The organism is Rhodopseudomonas pseudopalustris, assembly GCF_900110435.1.
In the GTDB taxonomy this organism is placed as follows: Bacteria; Pseudomonadota; Alphaproteobacteria; order Rhizobiales; family Xanthobacteraceae; genus Rhodopseudomonas; species Rhodopseudomonas pseudopalustris.
In genome coordinates this window covers 625,683-645,901 of sequence record NZ_FODT01000001.1, presented here as the reverse complement: position 1 = coordinate 645,901, position 20,219 = coordinate 625,683, and the positions used below count along the sequence as shown (strand labels likewise).

At 65.6% G+C, this 20,219-nt stretch carries 17 protein-coding genes; 16 read left to right on the top strand and 1 reads right to left on the bottom strand.

What is annotated here, in order from left to right; all coding sequences use genetic code 11:
• Positions 1-87: 87 nt before the first annotated feature.
• The 8 genes from BMY71_RS02990 to trmB all read left to right on the top strand — a co-directional run bounded on the left by BMY71_RS02990 (position 88) and on the right by trmB (position 8,157).
• On the top strand, positions 88-741 hold the full coding sequence (locus BMY71_RS02990) for an HAD family hydrolase (protein WP_092681740.1): 654 nt from the start codon (positions 88-90) through the stop codon (positions 739-741).
• A 97-nt stretch (positions 742-838) separates the two neighbouring features.
• Positions 839-2,260, top strand: coding sequence for a tRNA (N6-isopentenyl adenosine(37)-C2)-methylthiotransferase MiaB (miaB, locus tag BMY71_RS02985; RefSeq protein ID WP_092681582.1), 1,422 nt, complete (start codon positions 839-841; stop codon positions 2,258-2,260).
• A 5-nt stretch (positions 2,261-2,265) separates the two neighbouring features.
• A complete protein-coding gene (locus BMY71_RS02980; RefSeq protein ID WP_092681580.1) occupies positions 2,266-3,321 on the top strand; it encodes a PhoH family protein in 1,056 nt (351 codons plus the stop codon).
• 68 nt (positions 3,322-3,389) lie between these two features.
• Positions 3,390-3,908: an rRNA maturation RNase YbeY gene (gene ybeY, locus BMY71_RS02975; RefSeq protein WP_092681578.1), complete on the top strand. Its 519-nt coding sequence runs from the start codon at positions 3,390-3,392 to the stop codon at positions 3,906-3,908.
• 1 nt (position 3,909) lies between these two features.
• Complete coding sequence (locus BMY71_RS02970) at positions 3,910-5,037, top strand: hemolysin family protein (RefSeq protein WP_092681576.1); 1,128 nt, start codon at positions 3,910-3,912, stop codon at positions 5,035-5,037.
• Positions 5,038-5,048: 11 nt separating this feature from the next.
• Positions 5,049-6,659 carry an apolipoprotein N-acyltransferase gene (lnt, locus tag BMY71_RS02965; RefSeq protein ID WP_092681739.1) on the top strand — a complete coding sequence of 537 codons (1,611 nt, stop codon included), beginning with the start codon at positions 5,049-5,051 and terminating at the stop codon, positions 6,657-6,659.
• 190 nt (positions 6,660-6,849) lie between these two features.
• Positions 6,850-7,269, top strand: coding sequence for a helix-turn-helix domain-containing protein (locus BMY71_RS02960; protein ID WP_011500667.1), 420 nt, complete (start codon positions 6,850-6,852; stop codon positions 7,267-7,269).
• 189 nt (positions 7,270-7,458) lie between these two features.
• Positions 7,459-8,157 (top strand): tRNA (guanosine(46)-N7)-methyltransferase TrmB, encoded by a 699-nt coding sequence (trmB, locus tag BMY71_RS02955; protein ID WP_347336016.1) that lies wholly within the window; start codon positions 7,459-7,461, stop codon positions 8,155-8,157.
• Positions 8,158-8,289: 132 nt separating this feature from the next.
• Here trmB and BMY71_RS02950 read toward each other — a convergent pair whose 3' ends face one another.
• Entirely contained in the window at positions 8,290-9,375 is a 1,086-nt protein-coding gene (locus BMY71_RS02950; protein ID WP_092681572.1) for a DUF2336 domain-containing protein, read from the bottom strand.
• 278 nt (positions 9,376-9,653) lie between these two features.
• On the opposite strand from BMY71_RS02950, the gene rimP reads away from it, so the two are divergent.
• From rimP to pnp, 8 genes are all read left to right on the top strand, one after another.
• A complete protein-coding gene (rimP, locus tag BMY71_RS02945; protein ID WP_011500664.1) occupies positions 9,654-10,442 on the top strand; it encodes a ribosome maturation factor RimP in 789 nt (262 codons plus the stop codon).
• A 2-nt stretch (positions 10,443-10,444) separates the two neighbouring features.
• Positions 10,445-12,067 (top strand): transcription termination factor NusA, encoded by a 1,623-nt coding sequence (gene nusA, locus BMY71_RS02940; RefSeq protein ID WP_011500663.1) that lies wholly within the window; start codon positions 10,445-10,447, stop codon positions 12,065-12,067.
• Positions 12,068-12,229: 162 nt separating this feature from the next.
• Entirely contained in the window at positions 12,230-13,024 is a 795-nt protein-coding gene (locus tag BMY71_RS02935; RefSeq protein WP_092681570.1) for an RNA-binding protein, read from the top strand.
• A complete protein-coding gene (infB, locus tag BMY71_RS02930) occupies positions 13,017-15,662 on the top strand; it encodes a translation initiation factor IF-2 (protein WP_092681568.1) in 2,646 nt (881 codons plus the stop codon). Before BMY71_RS02935 ends, infB begins: the two co-directional genes overlap by 8 nt.
• Before the next feature lie 171 nt (positions 15,663-15,833).
• On the top strand, positions 15,834-16,244 hold the full coding sequence (gene rbfA, locus BMY71_RS02925) for a 30S ribosome-binding factor RbfA (protein ID WP_011500660.1): 411 nt from the start codon (positions 15,834-15,836) through the stop codon (positions 16,242-16,244).
• A complete protein-coding gene (gene truB / locus BMY71_RS02920; RefSeq protein WP_092681566.1) occupies positions 16,244-17,350 on the top strand; it encodes a tRNA pseudouridine(55) synthase TruB in 1,107 nt (368 codons plus the stop codon). Before rbfA ends, truB begins: the two co-directional genes overlap by 1 nt.
• 2 nt (positions 17,351-17,352) lie before the next feature.
• On the top strand, positions 17,353-17,622 hold the full coding sequence (gene rpsO / locus BMY71_RS02915) for a 30S ribosomal protein S15 (RefSeq protein WP_011500658.1): 270 nt from the start codon (positions 17,353-17,355) through the stop codon (positions 17,620-17,622).
• A gap of 343 nt (positions 17,623-17,965) precedes the next feature.
• Positions 17,966-20,134, top strand: coding sequence for a polyribonucleotide nucleotidyltransferase (gene pnp, locus BMY71_RS02910; RefSeq protein WP_092681564.1), 2,169 nt, complete (start codon positions 17,966-17,968; stop codon positions 20,132-20,134).
• Positions 20,135-20,219 lie beyond the last annotated feature (85 nt).

The following is a 20,219-nucleotide window of genomic DNA, read 5'->3' as shown; positions in this document are numbered from 1 at the left end:
CCATCCCTTCATCTCGAAACGATCGGCTGCGGGGCGTCATCGCCGCGCAGCCTTGTCGCGTCGCGCGCTGATATTTTGCGGACCCGCATGAGGCCCGACCTCGTTATCTTCGATTGCGACGGCGTCCTGGTCGATAGCGAAGTGATTTCCTGCCGCGTTCACGCCGAGACGCTGACCCGCCACGGCTATCCGATCACCACCGAACAGGTCGCCGAACGCTTTCTCGGCCGGTCCAGCCGTGAGGCCCGGCGCGAGATCGAGGCCGAACTCGGCCGCGTCTTCAGCGACGACCTCGAAGCCCAGTTAGTCGCCGACGTCCTGCGCAGCTTCGCCGAGAGCCTTGAACCGATTCCGCATATCACCGCCGCGCTCGACGCGCTCACGCAGCCGGTCTGCGTCGCCTCCAGCGGCACGCTGGAGCGCATCGCTTTCGCACTGAACCGCACCGGCCTGTATCGGCGCTTTGCGCCGAACTTGTTTTCTGCCGAGCAGGTCGCCCACGGCAAGCCGGCGCCGGATCTGTTTCTTCATGCGGCGCGGCAGATGGGCGTGCCGCCGTCGCGCTGCGTGGTGATCGAGGACAGCGTCCCGGGCATCCTCGGCGCCAGGGCGGCCGGGATGACGGCGCTGGGCTTCGTCGGCGGCAGCCATTGCCTGCCGGGGATGGACGCCCGCCTGCGCGCGGCGGGGGCTTCCGTGATCTTTGATGATATGCGGCAATTATCTGATTTTATTATATAAAATTACTCATTTGTTGGTCGCGTCGGCGCCGCCGGCTGGATTTCGCCGGCTTTCGCCTGTAAGGCAGGGCGATCCTCATCCTCAAACCACGGTTGTCATGGCCCCGCCGCGCAAGCTGCACATCAAGTCCTATGGTTGTCAGATGAATGTCTACGATGCCCAGCGCATGGTGGACGTGCTGGCGCCCGAGGGCTTTGTCGAGACCGCGACGGTGGACGACGCCGATCTGGTGATCCTCAACACCTGCCACATTCGCGAGAAGGCCTCCGAGAAGGTGTATTCGGAGCTCGGCCGGCTGCGTCTGGCGCGCGACGAGGCGGCAAGTTCCGGCCGCCGGATGCAGATCGCGGTCGCCGGCTGCGTTGCGCAGGCGGAGGGCGAGGAGATCGTCCGCCGCGCCCCCGTGGTCGACGTCGTGGTCGGGCCGCAGAGCTATCACCATCTGCCGCAGCTTCTGGCGCGCGCCGAAGAGACCGGCCGCGCGCTCGAAACCGAATTTCCGGTCGAGGACAAATTCGGTTTCCTGCCGCAGCCGCGGCCGGAAACCATCCGTGCCCGCGGCATTTCGGCTTTCGTCACCGTGCAGGAGGGCTGCGACAAGTTTTGCACCTTCTGCGTGGTGCCCTACACCCGCGGCGCCGAAGTCTCGCGCCCGGTGTCGGCGATCATCGACGACGTCAAGCGCCTCGCCGACAACGGCGTCCGCGAGATCACGCTGATCGGCCAGAACGTCAACGCCTATCATGGCGAGGGGCCGGACGGCCGCGCCTGGACGCTCGGCCGCCTGCTGAGCCGGCTCGCCGCCGTGCCGGGCATCGTCCGGCTGCGTTATTCCACCAGCCATCCCAACGACGTCGATGACGAGCTGATCGAAGCGCATCGCGACCTCGACGCGCTGATGCCGTTCGTGCATCTGCCGGTGCAGTCCGGATCGGACCCGATTCTGGCCGCCATGAACCGCAAGCACACCGCCGCCGATTATCGCCGGGTGATCGACCGGTTCCGTGCGGCGCGGCCGCAGATCGCCTTCTCATCGGATTTTATCGTTGGGTTCCCGGGCGAGACCGAGGCGGATTTCGTCGCCACCCTCGCACTGGTCACACAAATCGGTTACGCTGGCGCATATTCGTTCAAATATTCGCCGCGGCCCGGCACGCCCGCGGCGGACATGCAGGAGATGGTGCCCGCAGCGGTGATGGATGAGCGTTTGGAGCGGCTCCAGCAATTGATCGACAGTCAGCAATCGGCCTTCAACAAGGCGGCGATCGGCCAGACCGTGGATGTGCTGTTCGAGCGCGCCGGCCGCAAGCCGGGCCAGATCGTCGGCCGCACCGCCTATCTGCAGCCCGCCCATGTGTTTCCAGGCCCGATGTTTCTAGGTCCCGGGATGGCGCCCGACAGCCTCGTCGGGCAGATCCTTCCGGTCCGGGTCGATAGCCTCGAGCGTTACAGCCTGCTCGGCGAACTGGCGGCCAAGCCGCCGCAGCATGCTCGTCCTTTGGCCGCCACTGGAGCCTGAGCCCCTTGGCAAAAAGCGCATCGGATTCGTCCTCGCTGATTTCCCGCCGCAAGCTCGAACGCGACAGCCAGACCCCGCCCGAGACCCAAGTGGTCGTCGCCTTCGACGACAACCGCGCCGCCTCGGCGCTGGTCGGGCCGTATGGCCAGAACCTCGCCCAGATCGAGCGCAGGCTCGCCGTGGTGGTGGATTCGCGTGGCAACCACATCACCATCGCGGGCGCGCGCGAGAGCTGCGACGCCGCGCGACGGGTGCTGGAGACGCTGTACGCCCAGGCGGTGTCGGGCAGTGATCTCAGCCAGGGCGATGTCGACGGCGCGATCCGCGCGGTGATCGCGCAGGGCTCGCTGTTCGAGTTCGACAGCAAGCCGGCGGCGGGCGCGTTCGAGGCGATCAACCTGCGCAAGCGCCCGGTTCGGGCGCGCACCGCGGCGCAGGATTCCTACATCCGCGCGCTGAAGCGCCACGAGCTGGTGTTCGGCGTCGGGCCAGCCGGCACCGGCAAGACCTGGCTGGCGGTCGCCCATGCCGCGCAATTGTTCGAGCGCAAGGAGGTCGACAAGATCATCCTGACCCGCCCGGCGGTCGAGGCCGGCGAGCGGCTCGGCTTTCTGCCGGGCGATCTGCGCGAGAAGGTCGATCCTTACTTACGCCCGATCTACGACGCGCTGTACGATCTGATGGATTCGCGCATCGTCGAGCGCGCGCTGCAGACCAACGAGATCGAGATCGCGCCGCTGGCTTTCATGCGCGGCCGCACCCTGACCAACGCCGCGATCATCCTCGACGAGGCTCAGAATACCACCTCGATGCAGATGAAGATGTTTCTCACCCGGCTCGGCGAGAACAGTCGTATGATCGTCACCGGCGATCCGAGCCAGGTCGATCTGCCGAACGGCCAGACCTCGGGTTTGTCCGAGGCGGTGCGGCTGTTGTCGGGCGTCGAGGGCATCGCCCAGGTGAAGTTCACCGCGGAGGACGTCATTCGCCACGAATTGGTGGCGCGGATCGTCGCCGCCTATGAGGGGGCCCCGCCGAAGCCGGCGGGCGGCGCAGCCTGATGCCACAATCCAACGCCGGGGGCCGTTCCGATTGCATCGGGGCGGCTCGGGACAGTAGTTTCGAGCCGATGAGTAGTTCAGCCATTCCCGCCACCGAGGTCGTGATTGCCGCCGATTGCTGGCAAGCCGAGGCCTCCGCCGAATCCGTCGTGCTGCGCGCGATCGAAGCCGCGGCGACGATGATCGACGCCGACACCGGCGACGCCGAGCTTGCGGTCATGCTCACCGACGACGACGGCGTCCGCGCGCTCAACGCGTCCTATCGCGGCATCGACAAGCCGACCAACGTCTTGTCGTTTCCGGCGCCGCAGCCCGACTATCAGGATGCCTGTCAGGACTCCGGCGGTGCGCCGCAGATGCTCGGCGACATCGCGATCGCGTATCAGACGGTGCGCCGCGAAGCCGACGACGAGGGCAAGCCGTTCGCTGATCATCTCAGCCATCTCGCGGTCCATGGCTTTCTGCATCTGGTCGGCTACGATCACGAGACCGACGCCGAGGCCGAAACGATGGAATCCACCGAGCGCAGCATTCTCGCGGGTCTGGGTATTCCGGATCCCTATGCTGATCAGGATCGGGTGAGCTGACATGCCGGACGGCGACAGTACGCAGAACGCAGCGCAACCAGCGGAGCAGGACTTAAGCCGGCAGCAATTGCCGGCGGTGGTGCATCAGGGCGAGGTACTCCGGCCGGTGGCCGGCGCCTGGCTGATCCGCGCGATCCGCTCGCTGTTCGGGTGGAAGCCCGGCTCGGTGCGCGACGATCTGCAGGTCGTGCTCGATACCAGCCCGCCCGACGACACCGGCTTCACCGCGCTCGAGCGCACCATGCTGCGCAACATCCTCGGGCTGCACGAGCGCCGGATCGCCGACGTGATGGTGCATCGCGCCGACATCGTCGCGATCAAGCAGGAGATTCCGCTCGGCGAACTAATGAGTCTGTTCGAGGGCGCGGCGCATTCCCGCCTCGTGGTCTACAACGAGACGCTCGACGATCCGGTCGGCCTGGTCCACATCCGCGATCTCGTCGCGTTCATGACCGCGAAGGCCAAGGTCGCGCCGCAGACCGTGGCCAAGCGTAAGAAGACGCTGCCGGCCGGGCTCGATCTGCGCGCGATCGATCTGAAGATGCCGCTCACCGAGACCGGCATCATCCGCAAATTGTTGTACGTGCCGCCGTCGATGCGGGCGATCGATCTGCTCGCGCAGATGCAGGCGGCGCGGATCCATCTCGCGCTGGTGGTCGACGAATATGGCGGCACCGACGGCCTGGTGTCGATCGAGGACATCGTCGAACAGATCGTCGGCGAGATCGATGATGAGCACGACAGCGCCGAGCCACCCTCGATCGTGCGGCAGCCCGACGGCTCGTTCATCGCCGATGCGCGCACCAGCCTCGAGGATGCGAGCGTGATGATCGGTGACGACTTTGTGACCGGCGAGGCCGGCGAGGACGTCGAGACGCTCGGCGGCTATCTGGTCAATCACGTCGGCCGCCTGCCGGTGCGCGGCGAAGTGATTTCCGGCCCCGGTAATTTCGAGATCGAGGTGCTGGACGCCGACCCGCGCCGCGTCAAGCGGCTGCGCATCGGCATCCGCAAGGAACGCGCCGTCGCGCGGCCGCGTGAGACGCGCCGGCGCGAACCGGCGTCCGATCAGCCTGCAACTGCGCCCACCGATACGACCAATCCGAATCCTTCGCCGCCCGGCGAGTGAGCGAGCACGACGTGAAATTGCCGAATCTGCCGAGCCTGGTCGCGTCGAGCATCATCCTCGCATGGGGCTGGAAGCGTGCAGCCATCGCCTTCGTCGCCGGTGCGCTGTCGTCGCTGGCGATGGCGCCGTTCAACGCCTGGCCGATCCTGTTCGTCACTTTCCCGGTGGCGGTGTGGCTGATCGACGGCGCCGGCGCCGGCAGATGGCGCGGTGTGCCCGCCGCGGCGCTGAGCGGCTGGTGGTTCGGTTTCGGTTACTTCGTCCCGGGACTGTACTGGATCGGCTACGCCTTCCTGGTCGACGCCCAGACCTTCGCGTGGCTGCTGCCGGTCGCGATCTGCGGACTACCGGCCTATCTGGCGCTGTTCACCGCGCTCGGCTTCGCGCTGGCGCGGCTGTTATGGGGGCGGGGCGCGGTCCGTGTGCTCGCGCTCGCGGTCAGTCTGACGATCGGCGAATGGCTGCGCGGACACCTGCTGACCGGCTTTCCGTGGAATGCGTTCGGCTATGCGCTCACCGAACCGCTGGCGCTGGCGCAGAGCGTCTCGCTGATCGGAATCTGGGGCCTGACCCTGCTGGCGGTGGCGATCTTCGCCAGCCCCGCGACGCTGTTCGACGACGGCGCCGATACTCGCCGCCGCTGGCTCGCGCCCACCGCCGCGCTCGGCCTGCTGATCGCGATGGCGGTGTACGGTAGCGTCCGGTTGCAGATCACGCCGACGCGGCTGGTCGAAGGGGTGCGGTTGCGGATCATGCAGCCCGATGTGCAACAGGATCGGCGCTTCAACTACGCCGCTAAGGCTGAAGTGATGCAGAAATACCTCACGTTGTCGGATCGCTCCACCGGGCCCGGTTCCACCGGCGTGCGCGATGCCACGCTGTTGATCTGGCCGGAATCAGCTTTTCCGTTTTTCCTCACGCGCGAAGCCGATGCGATGGCGCAAATCGCCGAACTGTTGCCGAAAGGCACCATTCTGCTGACCGGCGCGGTGAGGCCCCCGGAGATGCCGCCGGGCCGCCGCATCACCCGCGCCTACAACTCGATCTATGCGATCGATCACGACGGTTCGATTCTCGCCGTCTACGACAAGCTTCATCTGGTGCCGTTCGGCGAGTTTCTGCCGTTTCAGAATCTCATGGAGAAGATCGGCTTCGTGCAACTCACCAAGGTGCAGGGCGGATTTCTCCCCGGCGTGAAGCGGCAGAATATCGACCTACCGAAGGCGCCGCCGCTGTTGCCGCTGATTTGTTACGAAGCGATCTTCCCCGATGAGATCGAGATTCGCGGCTCGCGTCCCGGGTGGATTCTAAATCTCACCAATGACGGCTGGTTCGGCGTCTCCACCGGTCCCTATCAGCATCTGCAGCAGGCGCGAATGCGCGCTGTCGAACAGGGGCTGCCGCTGGTGAGGGCCGCGAATACCGGGATATCTGCGGTGATCGATCCGGTGGGACGGATCGTCGGACGGCTCGATCTCGGCGTCGAAGGCGTGCTCGACGCGAGTCTGCCGTCACAAATCGCGCCGACCGTTTACGCGCGCGTGGGCGATGTTCCTGCTGCTGTTCTTGTTGCGCTTTCCATGACGCTTGTACTATTACGAAGACGAGCACCACCCCGGTGATAGTACGCAAAACGGCCGCGCAACCAGAGATTAAGTTCGACGAAATTCGCACGTACGTAAATTGCGTTCATCTATTGGCGTATATTAACGCCGGCATCCGAAGACATTTGACGGCTCCGATATTTAAGGCGTATTCCAATCCGCATTCGCTTGCCGTTCGCGTATGCACGTGCCTTGAGGAGTAACTGAGATGTCGACCAAAGCGCCCAATCCTGTTGACAAATACGTCGGCAGCCGCGTGCGCATGCGGCGCATCATGCTTGGCATGAGTCAGGAAAAACTCGGCGAAGCATTGGGGCTGACCTTCCAGCAAGTTCAGAAATACGAGAAGGGCACCAATCGCGTCGGCGCCAGCCGGATTCAGCAGATCTCGGAAATTCTCCAGGTGCCGGTGTCGTTTCTGTTCGAAGGCGGCCCGAGCGGCGGCCTCGCCAACGCTAACGGTTTCAGCGAAGCGCCGTCTCCGTCGTATGTTTCGGACTTTCTCGCGACTTCCGAAGGACTGGCGCTGACGCGCGCCTTCACCAAGATTTCCGATGCCAAGCTTCGCCGCAGCATCGTCGATCTGGTCGAGCAGATCGCCGCGCGTGAGCCGGCCGACGACCGATAGGCTCGGTAAATCCCTAACGCCGCGATGCCGTGCTGAGTAGTTCAGCGCCTTGGCTCGCGGCGATCATATTTTGTAGGTTGAGTAAATTCCGGCCCTGCACGCTAAGCTGGCTGATATATGATCACTATTGATCGTCGCGTTCAGACCAAGTGTTCCGTTCTGGGCCGACATAAACAAGTGTTCATCGACATGAATGAAACGGTTCATCATCAGGGCTCGTTCTTTGGGCGGCGCAAGGGTCACAAGCTTCGCGCGCATCAGGCCGATCTGGTCGACAATCTGCTGCCGCATCTCGCGCTCGATATCGAGCTGCCCGCACCCGAGACGCTCGCAGAGCTGTTCGATACGCCGGTCGAAGCCGTGCGTTTCGAAATCGGTTTCGGCGGCGGCGAGCATCTGATCGCCGAGGCGCTGGCGCATCCGGAGATCGGCTTCATCGGCGCCGAGCCTTACGTCAACGGCATGGCCAAGATTCTGGCCCGCATCGAAGATCAGAATATTCGCAATATCAGATTATTCGCCGGCGACGCCGCGGAACTGATGGCGTGGCTTCCGGCGCGCGCGTTGAAGCGTATCGATTTGATACACCCGGACCCGTGGCCGAAGCGTCGGCACTGGAAGCGGCGTTTCGTGCAGGATTCGATGATCGGCGCGATGGCGCGGGCGTTGATCGATGGCGGCGAGTTTCGATTCGTCAGCGACATCGACAGCTACAATGCATGGACGCTGGCGCATCTGCTGCGCGCGCCTGAATTCGATTGGACCGCCGAGCGCGCCGACGATTGGCGCAAGCCGTGGTCGGGCTACACGATGACGCGCTACGGTCGCAAAGCCGAGCGCGAGGGCCGACGCGCCAGCTATCTGCGCTTCCGCCGCATCGCCGCCTGATGCGCTTTTCGCGTAATGCCGGCGCCGAATGAGTGTTTTGGTTCGGAGACGCGCATCATCCCGAAAGTGGATGCCGGTTTTCGGAAATAATCATGCTCTGGTCGCGCCGCGCGACGCGGCATGATCACGGGCTCAGTTCATCGCCTGTCGCATTTTCCAGAAGCCGACCACCTGATGTGCGGTCGAGGGCGCCAGCCGTTCGAAATTCTGCCGCGCCTCCTCGACGTCGGGCGAGGACGGCATCCGGTCCGGCCCACGCCGCAGCCCGATCATCGCGCGCACCGTGGTCCAGTCGAGGCCGAGCGCCTTGCCGAGCATCAGCATCGGGTCGTGGCGTTCGCCCGCCATCAACGGGTCGAGCGTCGTGATCCGCACGCCGGACATCGCCGACAGCGCCGCCACCGTTTCCTCGTATTGGAATGCCCGGGCGAAGCTGAGCAGCGCCTGCTCGGTGAGGCCGCCGGCATTATGCAGCGCCACGATCGCGCGTTGCGCCGGCGCAAAGTCGCGCTTCACCGACGGCTGCATCGGCTCGCCGGTGAGTTCGCGCAGCGCGCGGTTGATCGCGATTCGGGCGCTCGGCGACGCCGTTTCGAACAGCTTCCGGCGCACCGGTTCGCTCGAGGACGCCAGCAGATCTTTCAACCGCGGCAACGACAGGTCGTCACGCACGCCGACGGCGACGGCCAGCACGCCGTCCTGTGCCGCGCGGCGGATCAGGCCGCTGAAGCCAAAGGCTGAAAACGCCGCGCCGGCATTCACCGCGACCATCCGCAACACGTCGCGATCGCCACGGCGGACGATCACGTCGGTGACCGGCGGCGAGATCGCCGGCCGCTCGGAGATCGCCATCAGATGGGTCTGGCCGCGCACTTCGGCGAGCTCCACCAGCGCGTCGTCGGTGATCTGCGTCGAGCGTCGCAACAGCGGCCCGGCAACGCCGATGTCCTCATCCTGCGCCAATTGCTCAATCAGCGTCGGCGGCGCGTTGCTGAGCGAGCAGAACCGCCGCGCCAGCTCGCCGCGCAGATCGCCGTCGGTGTCGGGTATCAGTCGCACCAGGACGCCGTCGAACACCGCGACATGTTCGGCGTTGAAATTCATCGCGCCTTGCACGAACAGGTCGGCGATCCGCCGCACGGCATCGGCGCGCCGCGCGGCATCGCCATGGCCGACGACGTCGTCCAGTTCGGGTGCGAGCAGAAGGGCGGCGGACATCCTGTTCCTTGACGAGACCGCATTCGGCGGTCGACGACACCCTAAATCTGTCGCATGAACGAACAGTTAGGCAGCAACGGGTTCCCTTCGCGCCCGGCCGGCGGCGAGCCCCGCGGATCGCGCCTGGTGCGGCGGCGGCGGGCGGCCCTTGCCGCTTGGCCGGAAAACCGCTATATCAAGGCCACTCAAGAAATTCTCATACGACCGCGTATCGAGAGTGGGCCCCCCGGGACCCGCTCTTTTTTGTTACCCGATCGCGAAAGCTCACCCGACCGCCTATGACCGATCCGATCGCAGATCCCGTCGTCCCCGATACGCTTGCCGAGCCGCGCCTGGTGGTCGAGCCCGGCGTTGCTGCGCGTTTCGCCGCGGTCGCAGAGCCCGTGCTGCAGGCGATGGGCTACCGGCTGGTGCGCATCAAAGTATCGGGCGAGGCCGGCTGCACCGTGCAGATCATGGCCGAGCGGCCCGACGGCACCATGCTGATCGACGATTGCGAGGCAGTCTCGCGGGCGCTGTCGCCGGTGCTCGACGTCACCGATCCGATCGACCGCGCCTATCGGCTGGAGATTTCGTCGCCCGGGATCGACCGGCCGCTGGTCCGCAGCTCGGATTTCGCCCGCTACAGCGGCCATCTGGTCAAGATCGAGATGGCGGTTCCGCATCAGGGCCGCAAGCGCTATCGCGGCCTGCTGGACGGCGTCGAGGGCGATGCGATCCGCATCCAGCGCGAGGGTGTGACCAAGGACGAAGACCCGCTGGTGCTGCTGCCGATGCACGACATCGGCGACGCGCGGCTGGTGCTGACCGACGAATTGGTCGCGGAATCGATGCGCCGCGGCAAGCAGGCCGAACGCGAGCTGAAGCAGAGCCTCGGGCTCGCGCCGCCGCCGCCGCCGCACGCCAAGCGCAGCGATCCGAAAAAGAGCAGCGCGCCGAAGCCCAAGCCGCTGACAAAGCCGGTGGTCAAGCCGGACGCCAAGCCCAAGCCGAAGAACACCAAGCAACACCGTCTCGCCGCCGACAGGTTGCGGCGTGGCGACACCGACCTGTCCGAGGGAGACTGACCATGGCCGTCAGCGCCAACAAGCTTGAATTGCTGCAGATCGCCGACGCGGTAGCGCGGGAGAAATCGATCGACCGCGGCATCGTGATCGCGGCGATGGAAGACGCGATCGCCAAGGCCGCGCGCGCCCGCTACGGCTCGGAGACCGACGTTCACGCCGAGATCGACGCCAAGAAGGGCGAGCTGCGGCTGTCGCGCCACATGCTGGTCGTCGATAAGGTCGAGAACGCCGCCAACCAGATTTCGCTGAAGGACGCGCAGCGCGCCAATCCCGGCGCGCAGATCGGCGACACCATCGCCGACACGCTGCCGCCGCTGGAATACGGCCGCATCGCCGCGCAGTCGGCCAAGCAGGTGATCGTGCAGAAGGTGCGCGAGGCCGAGCGCGACCGGCAATACATGGAGTTCAAGGACCGCATCGGCGACGTCGTCAACGGTGTCGTCAAGCGCGTCGAATACGGCAGCGTGATCGTCGATCTCGGCCGCGGCGAGGCGATCGTGCGCCGCGACGAGATGCTGCCGCGCGAATCGTTCCGCAACGGCGACCGCGTCCGCGCCTACATCTTCGACGTCCGCCGCGAGACCCGCGGCCCGCAGATCTTCCTGTCGCGCACCCACCCGCAATTCATGGCGAAGCTGTTTCAGCAGGAAGTGCCGGAAATCTACGACGGCATCGTCGAGATCAAGGCGGTCGCCCGCGATCCCGGCTCGCGCGCCAAAATCGGCGTGGTGTCGCGCGACAGCTCGGTCGATCCGGTCGGCGCCTGCGTCGGTATGCGCGGTTCGCGCGTCCAGGCGGTGGTCAACGAGCTGCAGGGCGAGAAGATCGACATCATCCCGTGGTCGCCCGACATCGCAACCTTCGTGGTCAACGCGCTGGCCCCGGCGGAAGTCTCGAAAGTCGTGATCGACGAAGACCGCGAGCGGATCGAGGTTGTCGTTCCGGACACCAATAACCAACTATCCCTTGCGATCGGTCGTCGCGGCCAGAACGTCCGTCTGGCGTCGCAGCTCACCGGCTGGGACATCGACATTCTGACCGAGACCGAGGAATCCGAGCGCCGCCAGGCCGATTTCGAGAATTCGACCCGGGTGTTCATGGAAGCGTTGAACGTCGACGAAGTGGTCGGCCAGCTGCTCGCCTCCGAAGGCTTCACCTCGGTCGAGGAACTGGCGATGGTCGATATCCGCGAACTGGCCTCGATCGAAGGTTTCGACGAGGAAACCGCGACCGAATTGCAGGCCCGCGCCGCCGAATATCTCGACCGCGTCGAGACCGAGCTGGAAGCGCGGCGGCAGGAACTCGGCGTCGAGGACGCGCTCAAGGACGTCCCCGGCGTTACCTCGAAGATGCTGGTCAAGCTCGGCGAGGGCGACGTCAAGACGGTCGAGGATCTGGCCGGCTGCGCCACCGACGATCTGGTCGGCTGGACCGAGCGCAAGGAAGGCGCCGAGCCGGTGAAGTATGCTGGCATTCTCGACGGCGTCGAGATGACGCGCGACGACGCCGAACATCTGATCATGCAGGCCCGCGTCAAGGCCGGCTGGATCACCGAGGAAGAACTCGCCCAGACTGCCGACAAGGGCGAGGACGCCGGTGCGGAGACCGAAGGCGCGGCGGAGTAAACCGCCCGCGCCTTGCGATCCGGGCCGATGTGTCTAGAGCATGATCCCGAAAATGGACGCCGGTTTTCGGACAAGACCATGCTCAAACGAACAAGCGAGAGCAGGATGACGATTTGAAGATAAGTCATTCTGCTCCAGAGCCGTGAAAGGCCTGTCGACCATATGTTTGCTGCCGCCGATGCTGCAGATCTCGACGACGGACCGCGGACCAAAAAGTCCGCGACCGAGCGGATGTGCGCAGTTTCGCGGCAGGTGCGGCCGACCGGCGAGCTGATCCGGTTCGTCGTCGCGCCGACCGGCGAGGTGGTCGCCGACCTGAAGCGCAAACTGCCCGGCCGCGGTCTCTGGATCACGGCATCGCGGGCGATGGTCGAGCAGGCGGTGCGCCGCAAGCTGTTCGCCCGAGGCTTCAAGCGCGACGTCAAGGCCGGGCCGACCCTGGCCGCCGACATCGAGCGGCTGCTGGTGCAATCGGCCTGCGACGCGTTGGCGATCGCCGCCAAGGCCCGCCAGGTGGTCTCTGGTTTCGGCAAGGTCAGCTCTGCACTGAAAAGTCGCGAGGCGGTGGCGATGATCCATGCCGCCGACGGCGCCGCCGATGGAATTCGCAAGCTCGACGCGGTTTCCCGCCAAATTGACGGGAATGAGACCGGGTTGCGTGATTTTCCCGTCATCACAGTGCTCAACTCCGAAGAATTGGATTTGGCATTGGGGCGGTCAAATGTGATACATGCTGCCGTGCTTGCGGGCCCGGCCGGACAAACATTCCTGTCGCGCTGCCAGATTCTGGTCCGATACCGGCTGGTGGACGACGGCGATGCCGCTGAGGCTATTGCTGGAACGCCGATCAACACGCCGAAAGACGCTGCTGACGTAGACGCTGCTGACGAAGAAGCTGCTGACGAAGTCTGTGCGAACGCGCACAACGTTGAGAGATTGGGACGACTGAATGGTTGATACGAAAACTCCTGGCGACAAGACTCTGTCGATGCCGACCAAGACCTTGACGCTGAAGCCGCGCGTCGAGCAGGGCGTCGTGCGCCAGAGCTTCAGCCACGGCCGTAGCAAGCAGGTGGTGGTCGAAAAACGCGGCAAGCGTCGCGCCGGCGGCGATGGCCCGGCCGAGCCGGCGGCGGCCGCGCCCGAGGTCGTCAAGAAGCCGACGCCTGCGCCCGCCGCGCCCGCGCGGCAGCAGCCCCGCCCGTCGCCGCAGCAGCAGGCGCGCAGCGGCATGGTGCTCAGGACCCTGACCGAGGACGAGCGCAGCGCCCGCGCCACCGCGCTCGCCGACGCGCGGGTGCGCGAGGTCGAGGAACGTCGTCTAGCCGAGATCGAGGCGCAGCGCCGCGCCGCCCAGGAACTGATCGACAAGGCCGAACGCGAAGCCGCCGAAGTGCGCCGCAAGGCCGAGGAAGAGCGTCACCGCCACGAAGAAGAAACCAAGCGCAAGGCCGAGACCGAGGCCAAGAAGCGTTTCGGCGAGACCGAGCCTGCCAAGAAGCCGGCTGACGGCCGGCCCGCCTCCACCAGCACCACCACCGCGCCGCGCGCGCCGGTGACCACGACGACGCGCCCGCCGGCGGTCGCCGCCGAAGCCGGCGACGACGACGAGGCGCCGCGCATGGTCCGCCGTGGCCCCGGCGGCGGCCCCGCCCGTCCGGCGCCCCCGCCGAAGCAGCCCGCCGCCAAGCCCGGCGCGTCGAAACAGCGCGGCCGCCTCACGCTGGTCACGGCGCTGACCGCCGACGACGTCCGCGAGCGTTCGATCGCCTCGTTCCGCCGCCGCACCCAGCGCCTGAAGGGCCACGCCTCGAACGAGCCGAAAGAAAAACTGGTGCGTGAAGTCATCGTCCCGGAAGCCATCTCGATCCAGGAGCTCGCCAACCGCATGTCGGAGCGGGCGGTGGACGTCATCCGCATGCTGATGAAGCAGGGCGCGATGCACAAGATCAACGACGTGATCGACGCCGACACTGCGCAGCTGATCGCCGAAGAACTGGGCCACACCGTCAAGCGCGTCGCCGCGTCCGACGTCGAAGAGGGCCTGTTCGATGTGGTCGACAATTCCACCGACACCGAGCCGCGTTCGCCGGTGGTGACCGTGATGGGCCACGTCGACCACGGCAAGACCTCGCTGCTCGACGCGTTGCGCCACGCCAATGTGGTGTCCGGCGAAGCCGGCGGCATCACGCAGCATATCGGCGCCTATCAGGTGACCTCGCCGGAGACCGGCACCAAGATCACCTTCATCGACACCCCCGGCCACGCCGCGTTCACCGCGATGCGCGCCCGCGGCGCCAAGGTCACCGACATCGTGATCCTGGTGGTCGCCGCCGACGACGGCGTGATGCCGCAGACCGTCGAGGCGATCAATCACGCCAAGGCGGCCGGCGTGCCGATCATCGTGGCGATCAACAAGATCGACAAGCCCGACGCCAAGCCGGAGCGCGTCCGCACCGAGCTGCTACAGTACAACGTGCAGGTGGAATCGCTCGGCGGCGACGTCGTCGACGTCGAGGTCTCGGCCAAGAACAAGACCAATCTCGACAAGCTGCTTGAGATGATCGCGCTGCAGGCCGAACTGCTCGACCTCAAGACCAACGAATCCCGTCCGGCCGAAGGCACCGTGATCGAAGCCAAGCTCGATCGCGGCCGTGGTCCGGTCGCGACCGTGCTGGTCCAGCGCGGCACGCTGAAGGTCGGCGACATCATCGTCGCCGGCGCCGAGATGGGCCGCGTCCGCGCGCTGATCTCCGATCAGGGCGACAACGTGGACTTTGCCGGTCCCTCGGTCCCGGTCGAGGTGCTCGGCTTCAACGGTCCGCCGGAAGCCGGCGATCGTCTCGCCGTGGTCGAGAACGAAGCCCGCGCCCGCCAGGTCACCAGCTATCGTGCGCATCAGAAGCGCGAGAAGGCCGCCTCCATCGTCGGAATGCGCGGTTCGCTCGAGCAGATGATGAGCCAGCTCAAGACCACCGGCCGCAAGGACTTCCCGCTGATCGTCAAGGCGGACGTGCAGGGCTCGCTCGAAGCGATCCTCGGCTCGCTGGAGAAGCTCGGCACCGACGAGGTCGCCGCGCGTATCCTGCATGCCGGCGTCGGCGGCATCTCGGAGAGCGACGTCACGCTGGCCGAAGGCTTCAGCGCCGTCATCCTCGGCTTCTCGGTCCGCGCCAACAAGGAGGCGGCCGCGGCCGCCAAGCGCAACGGCATCGAGATCCGCTACTACAACATCATCTACGACCTCGTGGATGACGTGAAGAAGGCGATGAGCGGCCTGCTCGCGCCGACCCTGCGCGAAACCATGCTCGGCAACGCGCAGATCCTGGAGATCTTCAACATCTCCAAGGTCGGCAAGGTCGCCGGTTGCCGCGTCACCGACGGCACCGTCGAGCGCGGCGCCAATGTCCGCCTGATCCGCGACAACGTCGTGGTGCACGAAGGCAAGCTGTCGACCCTGAAGCGCTTCAAGGACGAAGTGAAGGAAGTGCAGTCGGGTCAGGAATGCGGCATGGCGTTCGAGAACTACACCGACATGCGCGCCGGCGACGTCATCGAATGCTACCGCGTCGAGACCATCCAGCGCTCGCTGTAAGTCCAATTCTTACAGCCGAGCTCTGAGCTTCTAGAAATGAGGCGTCATGGCCGGGCATCGCCGTTTGAAGAACGGCGTCGTTTGCCCGGCCATCCACGCCTTGCTTTTCCGTATCAAAGACGTGAATGCCCGCGACCCGCGCGGGCATGACGACAGTTTTGAGAGACGATCATGTCGCGCCATCAGAAACCCACCGGCCAGAGCGAGTCGCCGCGCAAGCTTCGCGTCGGCGAATTGGTCCGTCACGCGGTGGCCGAGATCCTCGCCCAGGGCGGCGTGCACGATCCGGTGCTGGAAACCCATCTGATCACCGTGCCCGAAGTGCGGATGTCGCCCGACCTGAAACTCGCCACCGTCTATGTGATGCCGCTCGGCGGCCGCGACGAGAAGCTGGTGATCGCCGCGCTCGAGCAGCACAAGCGCTTCCTGCGCGGCGAGGTCGCGCGGCGCGTCAATCTGAAATACGCCCCCGAGATCCGCTTCCGCATCGACGAACGTTTCGCCGAGGCCGAGCGGATCGAAAAGCTGCTGCGCACGCCTGCGGTGCAGAAAGACCTCGAACCCGATTCGGACCAGGACTGATGACGATGACCACCTCCGCCGACACGCTCGCTCCGCAAGACGTGCAGCACGCCGGCGACGACGCTCCCTCTTCCGCGCAACTCCGCAAGCCGCGTGACAACAACGATCCGCGCAACACCGCCCGCGGCAAGGACGGCAACAAGAAGCAGCCGCGCCGCGACAAGCGCGACGTCCACGGCTGGGTGGTGCTCGACAAGCCGATCGGCATGACCTCGACCCATGCGGTCGCCGTGGTGAAGCGGCTGTTCTCGGCCAAGCGCGCCGGCCATGCCGGCACCCTCGATCCGCTCGCCTCCGGCGGGCTGCCGATCGCGATGGGCGAAGCCACCAAGACGGTGCCGTTCGTGATGGACGGCCGCAAGCGCTACCGCTTCACCGTGGCGTGGGGTGAGGAGCGCGACACCGACGACACCGAGGGCAAGGTGACGCAGGCGAGCGACCTCCGCCCGACCCCGGAGGCGATCCGGGCGCTGCTGCCGCAGTTCACCGGCCTGATCGAGCAGACCCCGCCGCAATATTCCGCAATCAAGATCGCGGGCGAGCGCGCCTACGACATGGCGCGCGACGGCGAAATTGTGCCGCTGGTTCCGCGGCCGGTCGAGATTCACGAATTAAGCCTTGTCAAACATGATGATAGCGGCAAGTCGGTGTTCGAGGCGGAATGCGGCAAGGGAACCTATGTGCGGGCGCTGGCGCGCGACATGGGCCGGTTGCTCGGCTGCTACGGCCATATCTGCGCGCTGCGCCGGACCCTGGTCGGGCCGTTCGACGAGGCGGACATGATTCCGCTGGAACAACTGCAGGCTTTGTGCGATAGAGCCGCGTCAGGCGAGGGTAGCCTCGCCGACGCGCTTTTGCCCGTTGAGACCGCGCTGGACGACATCCCGGCACTGGCCGTCACACGGGCTGATGCGGCAAGGCTCCATCGGGGCCAGGCCGTTTTGTTGCGCGGACGGGATGCGCCCATTTCTAGCGGCACTGTCTATGTCACGGTGGCAGGCCGGCTTCTGGCCCTCGCCGAGCTCGGCAATGGCGAACTCATCCCCAAGCGTGTGTTCAACCTCTCCGGACTGACAGCCAGTTCGGCTCGCAAGGAAAGTCTCTGACGATGTCGATTACCGCAGAACGCAAAGCGGAAGTCATCCAAGGTAATGCCAACAAGGCCGGCGATACCGGCTCGCCCGAGGTTCAGGTCGCGATCCTGTCGGAACGCATCGTCAACCTCACCGCGCATTTCAAAACCCACACCAAGGACAACCACTCGCGTCGCGGGCTGTTGAAGCTGGTGTCGACGCGCCGTTCGCTGCTTGACTACGTCAAGAAGAAGGACGAGGCGCGTTACAAGGCGCTGCTCGAGAAGCACAACATCCGTCGCTGATCGCAGTCGCGTCCCGCCGGCGCGGTCGGGGAGCGGATCGCCGCTTCCAACCGACGCGTCCGGCCGAACCGTCCACACAGGCGCAGTGAGTTCGCCTGTGTGTTTGCTCAGCCGCATCCGGCGGCTGGGCCGTAAACGGGCCGTGTGGCCCGCCCGCGGGTCGGAGACCAAGAGGTCTCGATCCCGCACCCGGGAGGACCGAGCGCCATTCTCCACCACAAGACCATGGCAGGATCGCAGGACGCTGCTCGCACCGTTTGGTCGCCAGCGTCCCGCAATCTTGCGCATGGTCTTTTGGTATTTGGCGTCCGGTCTTCTCGGAAACCGATGAAAGAAACACCCGATGTTCAATAAGCATTCCGTCGAAATCGATTGGGGTGGGCGTCCGCTCAAGCTCGAGACCGGCAAGGTCGCCCGCCAGGCTGACGGCGCCGTCGTCGCCACCTATGGCGAGACCGTCGTGCTCGCCACCGTGGTCGCCGCCAAGACGCCGCGCGAAGGCGTCGACTTCCTGCCACTGACCGTCGACTATCAGGAAAAGACCTACGCGGCCGGCCGCATCCCCGGCGGTTACTTCAAGCGCGAGGGGCGCCCGACCGAGAAGGAGACGCTGGTCTCCCGCCTGATCGACCGTCCGATCCGTCCGTTGTTCGCCGATGGCTGGCGCAACGAGACCCAGGTGATCGTCACCGTCCTGTCCCACGACATGGAGAACGATCCGGACATTCTGGCGCTGGTCGCCTCCTCGGCCGCGCTGACGCTGTCCGGCGCGCCGTTCAAGGGCCCGATCGGCGCCGCCCGCGTCGGCTTCATCAATGATGAATATGTGCTCAACCCGGTGCTCGACGAGATGCCCGAGACCCAGCTCGATCTGGTCGTCGCCGGCACGTCGGACGCGGTGTTGATGGTCGAATCCGAAGCCAAGGAGCTGTCGGAAGAGATCATGCTCGGTGCGGTGATGTTCGGTCACCGTCACTTCCAGCCGGTGATCGACGCGATCATCGCGCTCGCCGAGAAGGCCGCCAAGGAGCCGCGCGAACTCAACGTCGTCGATGATTCGGCGATCGAGAAGGAAATGCTCGGCCTGGTCGAGCAGGAGCTGCGCGCCGCCTACGCGATTGCGGTCAAGCAGGAGCGCTACGCTGCGGTCGGCAAGGTCAAGGAGAAGGCGATCGCGCACTTCTTCCCGGAAGGCCAGGAGCCGAAATACGACAAGCTCCGCATCGCCGGCGTGTTCAAGGAGCTCGAGGCCAAGATCGTTCGCTGGAACATCCTCGACACCGGCAAGCGCATCGACGGCCGCGATTCCAAGACGGTCCGCAGCATCATCGCCGAAGCCGGCGTGCTGCCGCGCGCCCACGGTTCGGCGCTGTTCACCCGCGGTGAGACCCAGGCGCTGGTGGTCACCACGCTCGGCACCGGCGAGGACGAGCAGTATGTCGACTCGCTGGCCGGAACGTACAAAGAGACGTTCCTGCTGCATTACAACTTCCCTCCTTACTCGGTCGGCGAGACCGGCCGCCTCGGTGGTACCAAGCGCCGCGAGATCGGCCACGGCAAGCTGGCGTGGCGTGCGATCCGTCCGGTGCTGCCGCCGCATCACGAGTTCCCCTACACCATCCGCGTCGTCTCCGAGATCACCGAGTCGAACGGTTCGTCCTCGATGGCGTCGGTGTGCGGCGCCTCGCTGGCGCTGATGGATGCCGGCGTGCCGCTGAAGCGGCCGACCGCGGGCATCGCGATGGGCCTGATTCTCGAGGGTGAGCGCTTCGCGGTGCTGTCCGACATCCTCGGCGACGAGGATCATCTCGGCGACATGGACTTCAAGGTGGCCGGCACCGAGCAGGGCGTCACCTCGCTGCAGATGGACATCAAGATCGCCGGCATCACCGAAGAGATCATGAAGGTGGCGCTCGGCCAGGCCAAGGACGGCCGCATCCACATCCTGGGTGAGATGTCCAAGGCGCTCGACCGCGCCCGCGCCGAGCTCGGCGAACACGCGCCGCGGATCGAGACCTTCAAGATCCCGACCGACAAGATCCGTGAAGTGATCGGCACCGGCGGCAAGGTGATCCGCGAGATCGTCGAGAAGACCGGCGCCAAGGTCAACATCGAGGACGACGGCACCGTCAAGGTCGCCTCGTCGGACGGCGAGTCGATCAAGGCCGCGATCAAGTGGATCAAGTCGATCGCTTCCGATCCGGAAGTCGGCGAGATCTACGAAGGCACCGTCGTCAAGGTGATGGAGTTCGGCGCCTTCGTGAACTTCTTCGGCGCCAAGGACGGCCTCGTGCACATCAGCCAGCTCGCCGCCGGCCGCGTGCAGAAGACCTCCGACGTCGTCAAGGAAGGCGACAAGGTCAAGGTCAAGCTGCTCGGCTTCGACGATCGCGGCAAGACCCGGCTGTCGATGAAGGTCGTCGATCAGGACACCGGCGAAGACCTCGAGGCCAAGCAGAAGGCCGAAGCGAAGGCCGAAGACGAAGCCCCGGCGCAGGCCGCCGGCGAGTAGTTCGACGGCTGCGGCCCGAACGGGCCCTGTCGCTGATATGTGTTGGAGGGGGCGGCCGAAAGGTCGCCCCTTTTCTTTGCAACTC

Excerpts from the sequence above, each read along its gene's own strand:
- infB (WP_092681568.1), top strand. The coding sequence starts at position 13,017 with ATGGTTGATACGAAAACTCCTGGCGACAAGACTCTGTCGATGCCGACC.
- nusA (WP_011500663.1), top strand. The coding sequence starts at position 10,445 with ATGGCCGTCAGCGCCAACAAGCTTGAATTGCTGCAGATCGCCGACGCG.
- BMY71_RS02935 (WP_092681570.1), top strand. The coding sequence starts at position 12,230 with ATGTTTGCTGCCGCCGATGCTGCAGATCTCGACGACGGACCGCGGACC.
- trmB (WP_347336016.1), top strand. The coding sequence starts at position 7,459 with ATGAATGAAACGGTTCATCATCAGGGCTCGTTCTTTGGGCGGCGCAAG.
- BMY71_RS02960 (WP_011500667.1), top strand. The coding sequence starts at position 6,850 with ATGTCGACCAAAGCGCCCAATCCTGTTGACAAATACGTCGGCAGCCGC.
- rpsO (WP_011500658.1), top strand. The coding sequence starts at position 17,353 with ATGTCGATTACCGCAGAACGCAAAGCGGAAGTCATCCAAGGTAATGCC.
- rbfA (WP_011500660.1), top strand. The coding sequence starts at position 15,834 with ATGTCGCGCCATCAGAAACCCACCGGCCAGAGCGAGTCGCCGCGCAAG.
- pnp (WP_092681564.1), top strand. The coding sequence starts at position 17,966 with ATGTTCAATAAGCATTCCGTCGAAATCGATTGGGGTGGGCGTCCGCTC.
- miaB (WP_092681582.1), top strand. The coding sequence starts at position 839 with ATGGCCCCGCCGCGCAAGCTGCACATCAAGTCCTATGGTTGTCAGATG.
- truB (WP_092681566.1), top strand. The coding sequence starts at position 16,244 with ATGACGATGACCACCTCCGCCGACACGCTCGCTCCGCAAGACGTGCAG.
- BMY71_RS02990 (WP_092681740.1), top strand. The coding sequence starts at position 88 with ATGAGGCCCGACCTCGTTATCTTCGATTGCGACGGCGTCCTGGTCGAT.
- BMY71_RS02970 (WP_092681576.1), top strand. The coding sequence starts at position 3,910 with ATGCCGGACGGCGACAGTACGCAGAACGCAGCGCAACCAGCGGAGCAG.
- rimP (WP_011500664.1), top strand. The coding sequence starts at position 9,654 with ATGACCGATCCGATCGCAGATCCCGTCGTCCCCGATACGCTTGCCGAG.
- BMY71_RS02950 (WP_092681572.1), bottom strand. The coding sequence starts at position 9,375 with ATGTCCGCCGCCCTTCTGCTCGCACCCGAACTGGACGACGTCGTCGGC.
- ybeY (WP_092681578.1), top strand. The coding sequence starts at position 3,390 with ATGAGTAGTTCAGCCATTCCCGCCACCGAGGTCGTGATTGCCGCCGAT.